This is a genomic window from Ohtaekwangia sp. (genome assembly GCF_036568665.1).
In the GTDB taxonomy this organism is placed as follows: domain Bacteria; phylum Bacteroidota; class Bacteroidia; order Cytophagales; family Cyclobacteriaceae; genus Ohtaekwangia.
This window is the reverse complement of the sequence record NZ_DATCSD010000452.1, coordinates 1-11207: the sequence shown is the minus strand read 5'-3', so window position 1 is coordinate 11207 and position 11207 is coordinate 1. Positions and strand designations below refer to the sequence as shown.

Below are 11207 nucleotides of genomic sequence, written 5' to 3'. Positions count from 1 at the left end.
TTTGCAACTGAATTTTTTTTCTTATCTTTTTACTATGAAGCGAAGTGTACTCCCCCTCTGCACAATCATACTCGCGATGATGATTGTAACCGAATCGTGTGTTGATCATAACATCGGATCGTCTTTTATAGTAACATGCGATAATGCAGTCACGATAAGTTACTCGGCAAACGTAGTTCCCATCATACAAACCAAATGCGCTATTGAAGGATGCCATGTAAGTGGTACGGGCTTGCCTGATTGGACCGTGCTAAGCAATCTGCAGGAAAAGAAAAGTGAAGTGCAGCGCAGGATTACACTTCCTCTTACGGATCCGGATAAAATGCCTCGCGTAGGAAGCATCACCCAGGAAGAGCGGCAAACGATTTATTGTTGGATCCAACAAGGAGCCCTCGATAACTAACGGTGTGCCTATATGAACATTTTTCCTCCCATTCTCATTTTCATTTTGAGCATAGCGCCACATTGCGCCTGGTCTCAGAAATACGTACTCGAAAAGAGTTTCGTCTCATTTTATTCGCATGCTACAATAGAAGACATCAAGGCTGGGAATACGAAAACCGTAAGCCTCTTCAATACTGCTACGGGAGAAGTAGCATTCGCAGTTCCCATCACTGAATTTCAATTTGAAAAATCGCTGATGAAAGAACACTTCAACGAAAAATATATGGAGTCTGAACGATACCCGACAGCTACATTTCAGGGGAAGATCACGGGCTTTGCGATAGAATCAGAAGGAGTACAGCAAGCGATAGCAACAGGCAAGCTTACTATACACGGAGTAACAAAAGATGTAGAAATAAAAGGAACTGCAGAGAAGCAGGGAGACAAGCTAATCATGAAAACAAAATTCATAGTAAAGCTGGAAGACTATAAAGTTGCCAGACCCCAAATACTCTGGAAAAATATAGCAGAACAGGTTGAAGTGACGGTCGATTTTATTTATAAACCTCAATAATTTTTTTGTTGATTTGCAGCTATGAGGCAGCTATATATATCATCTGTATTTATACTTCTTGCGCTTCTGTCGCAGACAGGAGTAGCACAACAACGGTTCTTCATTGAGAAGGGAAATGTTGCTTTTTTCTCCGATGGCGTGATCGAAGATATAGCGGCTGATAACAATAAAGTTACCAGCATCTTTGATGCCTCCAAAGGAGATGTAGCCTACCTGTTGAACATTAAAGATTTTACATTCGAGAAACGGTTGATGCAGGTACACTTCAATGAGAAGTATATGGAGACGGAGAAATTTCCGAAGTCATCTTTTCAGGGAAAGATACTGGGCTTTGATCCTGCACAGCAAGGTGTACAGCAAGTAAAAGCCATAGGTAAACTTACTATTCACGGTGTAACGCGCGATGTAACGTTTCCCGGCACAGCCGAATTGAAAGACAATATACTGGCATTGAAATCTAAATTTACTGTAAAGCTCCTCGACTATAACATAAAAGTACCGCAGATCGTGTGGCAGAATATTGCCCAGCAGGTAGAAGTAACCGTAGATTTTTATTACAGACCTCTTTAAGCACAACCCCTATGCAAAGATTATTTTTACTTTTCTTCCTTCTTCCATTGGTTTCCCAGGCGCAGGATGATCTGCTAAAGGAATTGGAAAAAGACAACGCGCAGACAGACTATACCATTGCTACCTTTAAAGGTACACGTCTTGTAAACGGCCACAGTGTTGAGACTAAAAACGCTGGTACGCTGGAGTTCATCTTTGCACACCGCTTTGGAAAAATAAACGATGGACTATACGAGATGTATGGATTGGACCAGGCATATGTTCGCCTCGGCCTGGACTATGGTATCACCGATAATCTCTCGGTAAGTATAGGTCGTAATTCCGCTGATAAAATTATGGACGGTTATGTAAAGTATAAATTGTTCCGGCAGAGCAGTGGATCAAAAAGCTTCCCCTTTACCATGACACTGTTGGGAGGCACCGCCTATAGTATATCTCCCAAGAGAGACAGCGAACCCGAAGGATTTAAAACAGTCGACAGGCTTGCGTATACAGCACAAGCATTGATTGCCCGTAAAATTACCTCCAACCTCTCACTGCAATTAATGCCAACCTATATTCATAAAAACGCTGTCGATCAAACCAAGGAAAAAAATGATCAGCTTGCTATAGGTATAGGTGGAAGAATAAAACTTACCAGGAGTGTAGCAATAACCAGCGAGTACTATTACCGTCTTGATCCGCCCGATAACAGTGTGTTTGAAGATGGAAGCAAACGCTATAATTCACTCGGCTTTGGTGTAGATATAGAAACCGGAGGTCACGTCTTTCAACTGGTTATCACCAATACCTCGAGCCTCACCGAACGTACATTCATTACCGAAACCAAAGGCGATTTCTTTAACGGAGATATACACCTGGGCTTTAACGTGACGCGCACGTTTCAGCTCAAGAAGAAGAAGTAATCCGGAAGTTGAAAGGAATATTCTGTGAGAAGATATTTTGCATTTCAGCCGCGAAAGGAATATCGAACAAGGAACATCGATCAACGAATGCCGAAGTTAGGTACTCAGCTTTTTACTTTCAGCTTTTATTTTTCTGTGTCCATCTGTGAGTTCTGTGGGAGATTTTCTGCATTTTGAATATCGAACAAGGAACATCGATTAACGAATGCCGAAGTTAGGTACTCAGCTTTTATTTTCTCTGTGATCTACGGGAAACAATGCATTTGATATTCCCCGTAAATCTGTAATATCGTTGGCGAAAAAGTTTTTACCTTTAGCTGTTCAAGTATAAAGAATTGTTACTCCTTTCGATCATTGCTTACCTCGCCCTTACTGTAGCCATTGGTTTCTGGGCGTCACGCAAGGTCAAGAATTCCGGAGACTTTATGCTTGCCGGTCGTAGCCTGCCGATTGTGCTCAGCTCTGCTGCTTTATTCGCTACATGGTTCGGCTCAGAAACAGTTTTTGGTGCATCCTCTCAATTTTTGCAAGGTGGTTTATTCGCAGTGATCGAAGATCCTTTCGGGGCCGCATTGTGTTTAGTCCTGTTTGGACTGTTCTACGCGCGCAAGCTTTACAACATGAACCTGCTTACCCTGGGCGATTACTTCAAAGTGCGCTACGGACGAACAACCGAACTCACCGCGAGTTTCTTTCTGGCGCTGCCATATCTTGGTTATATAGCTGCACAACTGGTAGCCATGGGGTTGATTATGAATGTAGTTATCGGTATACCCGTTTGGCAGGGGGTAGTGGTAAGTTCAGTGATCGTAACACTATATACCTATGCGGGCGGCATGTGGGCTATATCTATTACCGATTTTATACAAAGCATTATCATTGTAATAGGCATGCTGGTGCTTGCCTATATTTTGGCCGAAAAGGCGGGTGGTGTATCCGTTGTGTTAAGTGAATTTCCGGAAAAGGATAGGCGCTTTCTTCCACCTGCTGATTTCAAAGAGATCGTTGCCTATATAGCAGCATGGTCAGTGCTCGGTCTTGGTTCATTGCCTTCGCAGGATGTATTCCAGCGATCCATGTCATCCGGTTCTGCTAAAACGGCCGTGTGGTCGTGTTACTTTGCGGCTATACTATATCTTACCATTGCTATGCTTCCGCTGTTCATCAGTCTGTGTACAAAGCATTTATACCCGGATCAGATCAGTGGCGATACGCAACTCACATTGCCCAACATGGTATTGCAGCACACGGCTCTTCCTATACAGATACTTTTCTTCGGATCATTACTCTCAGCCATTATGAGTACTACAAGCTCCGCTATTCTGGCGCCTGCCGTAATATTTTCCGAGAACCTGGTAAAGCCGTTAACAAAACATCGCTATAGCGACAAACAATTCCTGGTGCTCACAAAAATATCCGTAGTGCTTTTTAGTTTGCTGGCAACAGTAATGGCGTGTTTACGTTCCAACATCTACGAATTAGTAGGAGAGTCCTCTATACTAAGCCTCGTGTCGTTATTTGTTCCGCTTACGCTGGGTTTATACTGGAAACGTTCCAGCAGCAACGGAGCTTTACTCGCGATGGTGTTAGGTATGATAACTTGGATTATCTTTGAGGCCTTTGAAACGACATGGCCAAGTCTGATTCCGGCAACAATCGTTAGTCTTGTGGGAATGATTGTCGGAAGTTATGCATGGCCACCGAAGGGAGAACACGTATGATAAAGATTGAATTACACCGCCTGAATGATGCCTTCCACATGGAAGCCCGTAACGAAGCCGGGAACACTGTACAAATGGATTCGTCACCCGAGTCAGGAGGTTCCAACCTCGGCATGCGCCCGATGCAAATGTTACTCGCGGCAATGGGTGGCTGCAGCTCGATCGATGTGGTGAGCATTCTGAAGAAGCAACGACAGGATTTGAAAGACATCAAGATCACCATTACCGGTGAACGCGAAAAAGATGCAACGCCTTCGCTTTATACCGAAGTGCATGCACACTTTAAGCTGTATGGTGACATCGATCAGGATAAAGCTGAGAAAGCCGTAGCACTCTCAGTAGAGAAATACTGCTCGGTAGCTAAAACGCTGGAGAAGACAGCCAAGATTACCTATAGTCTGGAAGTGATCAAATAATTTCGTCAGCAGCACAGCATCCCTCATTTACAATTTACGAATCTCTTACGAGTATATATTTTCATTCATGGAAGAGCAAAGAAATTTTGAAACCGAAGCTATACGCGCACAACATACCCGCACGCCTTTTCGCGAGCACTCCGTACCGCTATACCTCACATCAAGTTTTGTGTTTGATGATGCAGAGCAGGCACGCGCGATGTTTGCTGACGAAATTCCGGGCAACATCTATAGCCGGTATTCAAATCCTAACACAAATGAATTTGTCGATAAGCTTTGCCGACTGGAAGGCACCGAAGATGGTATAGCAACGGCTTCCGGTATGGCCGCAATGTATAGCAGCATGGCTGCCCTGTTGCGTTCGGGCGATCACGTACTGGCTTGCCGTTCGGTATTTGGTTCAACCCACCAGATACTCAACACTATATTTCCGAAGTTTGGTATTTCGCATAGCTATGCCGATGTAAATGAACCTGAAACATGGGAAGCAAAGATCCAACCCAACACACGGATGATTTTTGTGGAAACGCCTTCGAACCCGGCTCTTGATCTTATCGACCTGGAGTGGCTGGGTAAATTAGCCGCCAAGCATAAACTTATACTTAACGTAGATAACTGTTTCGCCACACCCTATATTCAGCAGCCTGCAAAATGGGGAGCTCACATCATAACGCACTCGGCAACCAAGTTTATGGATGGACAAGGTCGCGTGATTGGCGGAGCTATACTGGGTACAAAAGAACTGATTAAAGAGATTCGCTTCTTTACCCGTCACACAGGTCCGGCAATGTCGCCTTTCAATGCGTGGACCTTATCAAAAAGTTTAGAGACTTTGGCTGTGCGTATGGAACGTCATTGCCAGAACGCGTTGACGATTGCCCAACATCTTGAAAAACATTCGGATGTAGCATTGGTAAAGTATCCATTCCTGCCATCACACCCGCAGCATGCACTGGCTAAAAAGCAGATGAAGCTGGGCGGTGGTCTGGTAACTTTTGAAATTAAAGGCGGTGTAGAACAAGGGCGAAGATTTTTGAATTCGTTGAAGATGATCTCGCATACACCGAACCTGGGCGACACGCGTACGATATGTATACATCCGGCATCAACCACGCACTCTAAACTGAGTGACGAAGAACGTGCCGCTGTAGGGATAACTCCCGGCCTTATTCGTATAGCGGTAGGTCTGGAAGATGTTACCGATATAATCAAAGATATAGATCAGGCTATAATAGCATCACGCTAACCATATAATTACTTCTTGTTATGACCCGCCCTCTTATTGCTCCATCGATACTGGCATCAGACTTCGCGAACCTGCAGCGTGAAATTACCATGCTTAATGAAAGCGAAGCAGATTTGATTCATGTTGATATCATGGATGGAGTTTTCGTTCCGAATATATCGATGGGGTTACCGGTAGTAGAAGCCGTAAAGCGTCACGCCCGTAAACCATTGGATGTACATCTGATGATCGTACAACCGGAGCGATATGTAGAAGCATTTCATAAAGCAGGAGCTGAAATTATATCAGTGCACGTTGAAGCATGTCCGCACCTTCATAGAAACATTCAGCAGATCAAAGCATTAGGTTGCAAGGCAGGTGTAGCCATCAACCCGCATACATCCATCACGGAGTTAGAGAATATCATTGCAGATATCGATATGGTTTGTGTGATGTCGGTTAACCCCGGGTTTGGTGCGCAAAAATTTATCGAGCATACGTATCGTAAAGTAGTGGCGCTTAAGAAGATGATAGTGGAAGCAAAGTCATCTGCATGGATTGAGATTGATGGAGGAGTCAATCAGCAAAACGCCAAAGCACTGCTTGATGCAGGCGCAGATGTACTGGTAGCCGGTAACTTTGTTTTTTCGGCAGCCAATCCGAAAGGAGTGATTCAGAATCTGAAAGCGATCCGCTGATCACTGCTGGCGACAACTATTCCTATACCCGTAACATCGGGAAAGCTTTATGCGTATCTTTCGGCAGGATTTTTGAAGTTTGCTCTGAAATTTACCGCTATATGCCAAAATTCTTGCTCGTACTCTCCCTCGTAATTCTTGCTTCCTGTTCGCGCACCGTTACACGTGTTGAACCAGCTACAGTCATAGATCTGAGTGGCCGTTGGAATGATACGGATTCACGCACCGTTGCCGATAAGATGATCTACGATCTGTTTGACTCTCAAACATTCAAAGACTATGCAAAGCAATTGGGGCGCAAGCCGGTAATTGTTGTCGGACCGATCCGTAATAAAACATCCGAGCATATCGATGCGGATAATTATGTAAAGAAGTTTGAAATGGTTATTCATAACTCTGCCATAGCCGAGATTGTAGAGTCAGGAGATTTTCGTGATAAGCTTCGTACAGAACGTACCGAGCAGCAAGACTTTGCATCGTCTGCTACCGCCAAGCAATTTGGTAAAGAGATAGGAGCAGACCTGATGTTGTTTGGAGAGATGACTTCAGAGACGGATACCAATAACCGGAAACGCGTTGTGAACTATATAACAACGCTGTTTCTCACCGATATTGAAACGAGCAAGCGCATCTGGTATGGCCAGGATGAGATCAAGAAACTGGTAAAGAACTAATCCCAATTTTTTCAGCGTGCTATAGTATACATCATGAGCGATCAACAAAAAGTAAAACGCGTTGATTCGAAGAAGTTTGCAAGAACTTCCGCTTATGTTTTTCTGATCAGTATCGTTATGCTGCTGGTAACAGCGTGCGCCAGTTACTACCAGAAGAACTTTGATTTCAATCATGAGTTTGAACGGGGTGATCTTCAACAAGCACTCACTTCACTCGAAAAGAACAGCAAGCAGGAGCAAGGCCGCGCCCGTTTTTTATATATGGTTAACAACGGTCTGTTGCTTTCTATACTTGGTCGCTACGAAGAGAGTAATGAATATTTCGAGAAAGCCTTTTTGTTTGGCGAAGACTATCACATTAACTACCTCAACGAAGCAGCATCTTACTTCACCAATCCTTCGGTTACCACCTACCATGGAGAAGATCACGAACATTTAATGGTGCTATATTTCAAAGCACTGAATTACCTGAAGCTGAATCAGCATGAAGAGGCATTGGTGGAATGCCGCAGATTGAGCATCCGCCTGAACCAGTTAAACGATAAATACAATGCTGAAGAGAAGTACCAACGCGATGCATTTGTCAATACACTGATGGGTATTGTTTATCAGTCAGACCAGGACTATAACAATGCATTTATAGCGTACCGAAATGCTGTGGAAATATATCAGAACGATTACGCTAAAATGTTCGGCATGCAAGTGCCCGAACAGTTGAAGTATGATCTGATCAACACAGCTTACTGGACCGGCTTTCAGGATGAAGCGACCAAGTATAAAGAACAGTTTGGTATGCAGGATTATGAGCCGGTAAAGCCCGATGCTGAACTGGTTTTCTTCTGGCATAACGGACTCGGCCCTGTAAAGAATGAGTGGAGTATAAATTTTGTGATTGACCCGGTGGCGAACAATGGTGTGGTGTTCAGCAATCCGGAGCTAGGGCTGGCCTTTCCGTTTCAACTCGAAGAAGACGATCATAAAAAGCAATCTGATCTTAAAAAGCTGCAGGTCTTTCGCGTGGCATTTCCACGCTACGTTGAGCGACCTGCATACTATAACACTGGCAGCCTGGAACTCGATGGCAAAACCTATGCGCTTGAACTGGGTGAAGATGTAAACAAGGTAGCCTTCTATAGCTTGAAGAAGCGTATGATGCAGGAGTTCAGCAAAGGATTGCTGCGTGCTGCCATGAAGAAAGTTGCCGAACAAAGTGTTCGCAAAGAAGATGAAGCTTTAGGAGCTGTACTCGGACTGGTAAATGCCATGACCGAAAAAGCCGACACACGAAATTGGCAAACACTGCCGCACAGTATTTACTATACCCGCGTGCCCTTGAAAGAAGGAGCGAATGCCGTAGCACTCACGCTGAAAGCAGATGAAGAGCATGCTACCACACATAATTTTACTTACCAGGTGAAGAAAGGACAAACACTTTTTCATACCTTTTCATCGTTGGAAAGTACAAACGCGCCTTACCGATATTACTGAATGTTATGACGCTGTATAGGATTTACACATCACTCAAGAATATACCTTCCTGGTTAAGAAATATAGATATACTGCCGGTAAACCAGCAAATACGCAGATTAGCTTCCGGTTGGAGGTATAGCTATAGGATCATTCCTGAATTTACCTTACCTTTAATCCTCAAAAGCCAGAGTATGAATGGCTTACATTTTTTAACTTTGAGAGCTTAAATCCATTTTTTTGAAGCGTTACGCTGCAATAACCGCCCTGCTCATAGTTGTTCTGATTCCGGCATCAGACGTGCTCGCTCAATATGAGAATGAGAAAGATGCTTCTATACCCTTAGAGAATTTCTATATCAAGCGCCAGGGAATCGGTGCATTCCGAAAAATATTAAGCAAGGTTACGTTTGGTTTCAGCACAGGTTATGGCAGTATGCCATTCAAACATAAGCTGGATGGCTTTGGTGTTTTGCAGAACCCTGACTCTATGCCCAAGTTGTTCAGACCAGCCAGTGTATCATCCGGTTATTCTAATTGGGTAAACCGAGTTCAGTCATCCGGTAATACAGTACAATCAGGAGCATTCCTGGTAAATTCAGATACCGCCAAGATCGGCTTCAAGAGTAAAGCATTTAATATACCGTTGCGAGCCACGATACACGTAGAGTTTAATCGTTACAGGATCGGGGGAGGTTATTCGTTTGAGTATACACATGTTGGTCAGTTTCGCCCGACAAACTATAGCGACAAGATCAGTAATTTTTCTCCGGATGTATCAAGCTTCTTCCTCAAGAAATACTTCCTCATGTTCGGTGCATCGGTATACCGCTATAATGAATACCTGCTGGTAGTGGACGCGAATATAGGCGGGTATAAACTTGGCAAGAAGTTCGACAACAGCGTGATCCAGAAAGGTATATTCTTTAATCTCGGTGTAGCAGTTGAACGTGAGATGTCGGAGTACTTTAAATTATTTGTACGACCATCGTACGAATTTAAAGGCTACAAGATCAACATGCCTGAAGGAGGGCCGAGCATCAGTCATAAACTCAATGCATTCTATCTCAACGTAGGGGCTACCTATCGCATCCCCGAACTTCGCAGATGTTTCCTGAAAACATGCCATGCACAGATGAACCACGCACATGGTAATCGCGAGTACAGAAGCCGTGTTCATCCGATCTACAAGAAACAGAATCCACATTACGGAGAGAATTATCCGAACCTCATCAAGTACAAGGGCAAGAACAAGAAGAAGCTCAATCCGTACTAGCAATTTAAAATTCGTATTACAACTTGCAGAAGAACATCTAGTTATGCTATATGTTTTAGTGCTATACTTTGCCTGATTCTGCAAGGAAAAATCAGTGATGTATAGACTCTCAAATTCATTCGTCCGGGAGTAAAAACACTCGTGTAAAAAAGTCAATATTAACGTGCTTTTTTGAGTCTTCAAGTGGTAACTTTTGCTATCTTGCGAAGCTTTAAAAAACGCTTATTTAAGCCTAAAACAAACGATTTTAGATGGCAGAAGAAACTGGTGGTCTGACCCCTGGAAGGCAGAGTATAATCCCGATCAACATTGAAGATGAAATGCGCGGAGCCTACATCGATTATTCGATGTCGGTAATCATTTCACGTGCGCTTCCGGATGTTCGCGATGGATTAAAACCCGTACACCGCAGAGTGTTGTACGGTATGTTGGAGCTGGGTGTTAACTACAACAAGCCCTATAAGAAATCAGCAAGAATTGTAGGGGAGGTACTCGGTAAGTATCACCCGCACGGTGATGCTTCGGTATACGATACCATGGTGCGTATGGCCCAGGAGTGGTCACTACGCTATACATTGGTAGATGGCCAGGGTAACTTCGGTTCCGTAGATGGAGATTCTCCTGCAGCGATGCGTTATACAGAAGCACGTCTTCGCAGAATTGCCGAAGAGATGCTGCACGATATCAACAAAGATACGGTTGACTTCCAGCCTAACTTTGACGACTCGTTAACAGAACCTTCTGTTCTTCCTGCTAAAATACCAAACCTGTTGGTGAACGGTTCTTCCGGTATAGCAGTAGGTATGGCCACCAACATGGCTCCGCATAACCTGCGTGAAGTGATTGATGGTACGGTTGCCTATATTGACAACAACGAGATTACTATACCCGAACTGATGAAGTTCATTACCGCTCCGGATTTTCCTACCGGTGCTTTGATATACGGATACTCCGGAGTGCAGGAAGCATTCCTTACCGGTCGCGGAAGAGTGATCATGCGCGCGAAAGCGGAGATCGTTACTTCAGCCAACGGTAAAGATCAGATCATTGTTACCGAGATACCTTATATGGTAAACAAGGCACAGATGATCGAGAAGACTGCTGCTTTGGTAAACGAAAAGAAGATCGAAGGTATATCTGATATTCGTGATGAATCTGATCGTGAAGGCTATCGCATTGTATACGATCTGAAGAAAGATGCCATCTCGAACATCGTACTGAATAACCTGTATAAATATACGCAGCTTCAATCCTCGTTTGGTGTAAACAATGTGGCGCTTGTAAAAGGTCGCCCGCTG

The 11207-nt window shown here is 44.0% G+C and carries 12 protein-coding genes; all 12 read left to right on the top strand.

Features of this window, described 5'->3' with window-relative positions; translation table 11 throughout:
• Positions 1–34 precede the first annotated feature (34 nt).
• Positions 35–403: a hypothetical protein gene (locus VIN08_RS26780; protein ID WP_331972384.1), complete on the top strand. Its 369-nt coding sequence runs from the start codon at positions 35–37 to the stop codon at positions 401–403.
• Between the two features lie 12 nt (positions 404–415).
• On the top strand, positions 416–958 hold the full coding sequence (locus VIN08_RS26775) for a YceI family protein (RefSeq protein ID WP_331972381.1): 543 nt from the start codon (positions 416–418) through the stop codon (positions 956–958).
• 21 nt (positions 959–979) lie between these two features.
• Complete coding sequence (locus tag VIN08_RS26770; protein ID WP_331972378.1) at positions 980–1528, top strand: YceI family protein; 549 nt, start codon at positions 980–982, stop codon at positions 1526–1528.
• Positions 1529–1539: 11 nt separating this feature from the next.
• Entirely contained in the window at positions 1540–2433 is an 894-nt protein-coding gene (locus VIN08_RS26765) for a DUF5777 family beta-barrel protein (protein WP_331972375.1), read from the top strand.
• A gap of 335 nt (positions 2434–2768) precedes the next feature.
• The gene (locus tag VIN08_RS26760) at positions 2769–4154 is read left to right on the top strand and encodes a sodium:solute symporter family protein (RefSeq protein WP_331972372.1); all 1386 of its coding nucleotides are present in this window, start codon (positions 2769–2771) and stop codon (positions 4152–4154) included.
• A complete protein-coding gene (locus VIN08_RS26755; RefSeq protein ID WP_331972369.1) occupies positions 4151–4570 on the top strand; it encodes an OsmC family protein in 420 nt (139 codons plus the stop codon). Before VIN08_RS26760 ends, VIN08_RS26755 begins: the two co-directional genes overlap by 4 nt.
• 67 nt (positions 4571–4637) lie before the next feature.
• Positions 4638–5816: a trans-sulfuration enzyme family protein gene (locus tag VIN08_RS26750; protein WP_331972366.1), complete on the top strand. Its 1179-nt coding sequence runs from the start codon at positions 4638–4640 to the stop codon at positions 5814–5816.
• Positions 5817–5836: 20 nt separating this feature from the next.
• A complete protein-coding gene (gene rpe / locus VIN08_RS26745; protein WP_331972363.1) occupies positions 5837–6493 on the top strand; it encodes a ribulose-phosphate 3-epimerase in 657 nt (218 codons plus the stop codon).
• Positions 6494–6594: 101 nt separating this feature from the next.
• Positions 6595–7167, top strand: a complete 573-nt coding sequence (locus VIN08_RS26740) for a penicillin-binding protein activator LpoB (protein ID WP_331972360.1) — start codon at positions 6595–6597, stop codon at positions 7165–7167.
• A 33-nt stretch (positions 7168–7200) separates the two neighbouring features.
• A complete protein-coding gene (locus VIN08_RS26735) occupies positions 7201–8655 on the top strand; it encodes a hypothetical protein (RefSeq protein WP_331972357.1) in 1455 nt (484 codons plus the stop codon).
• 219 nt (positions 8656–8874) lie between these two features.
• On the top strand, positions 8875–9909 hold the full coding sequence (locus VIN08_RS26730; RefSeq protein WP_331972354.1) for a hypothetical protein: 1035 nt from the start codon (positions 8875–8877) through the stop codon (positions 9907–9909).
• A gap of 251 nt (positions 9910–10160) precedes the next feature.
• Positions 10161–11207, top strand: a 1047-nt coding sequence (locus VIN08_RS26725; protein ID WP_331972351.1) for a DNA gyrase subunit A, incomplete at its 3' end; no start/stop codon positions are given.

Excerpts from the sequence above, each read along its gene's own strand:
- VIN08_RS26780 (WP_331972384.1), top strand. The coding sequence starts at position 35 with ATGAAGCGAAGTGTACTCCCCCTCTGCACAATCATACTCGCGATGATG.
- VIN08_RS26775 (WP_331972381.1), top strand. The coding sequence starts at position 416 with ATGAACATTTTTCCTCCCATTCTCATTTTCATTTTGAGCATAGCGCCA.
- VIN08_RS26770 (WP_331972378.1), top strand. The coding sequence starts at position 980 with ATGAGGCAGCTATATATATCATCTGTATTTATACTTCTTGCGCTTCTG.
- VIN08_RS26765 (WP_331972375.1), top strand. The coding sequence starts at position 1,540 with ATGCAAAGATTATTTTTACTTTTCTTCCTTCTTCCATTGGTTTCCCAG.
- VIN08_RS26755 (WP_331972369.1), top strand. The coding sequence starts at position 4,151 with ATGATAAAGATTGAATTACACCGCCTGAATGATGCCTTCCACATGGAA.
- VIN08_RS26750 (WP_331972366.1), top strand. The coding sequence starts at position 4,638 with ATGGAAGAGCAAAGAAATTTTGAAACCGAAGCTATACGCGCACAACAT.
- rpe (WP_331972363.1), top strand. The coding sequence starts at position 5,837 with ATGACCCGCCCTCTTATTGCTCCATCGATACTGGCATCAGACTTCGCG.
- VIN08_RS26740 (WP_331972360.1), top strand. The coding sequence starts at position 6,595 with ATGCCAAAATTCTTGCTCGTACTCTCCCTCGTAATTCTTGCTTCCTGT.
- VIN08_RS26735 (WP_331972357.1), top strand. The coding sequence starts at position 7,201 with ATGAGCGATCAACAAAAAGTAAAACGCGTTGATTCGAAGAAGTTTGCA.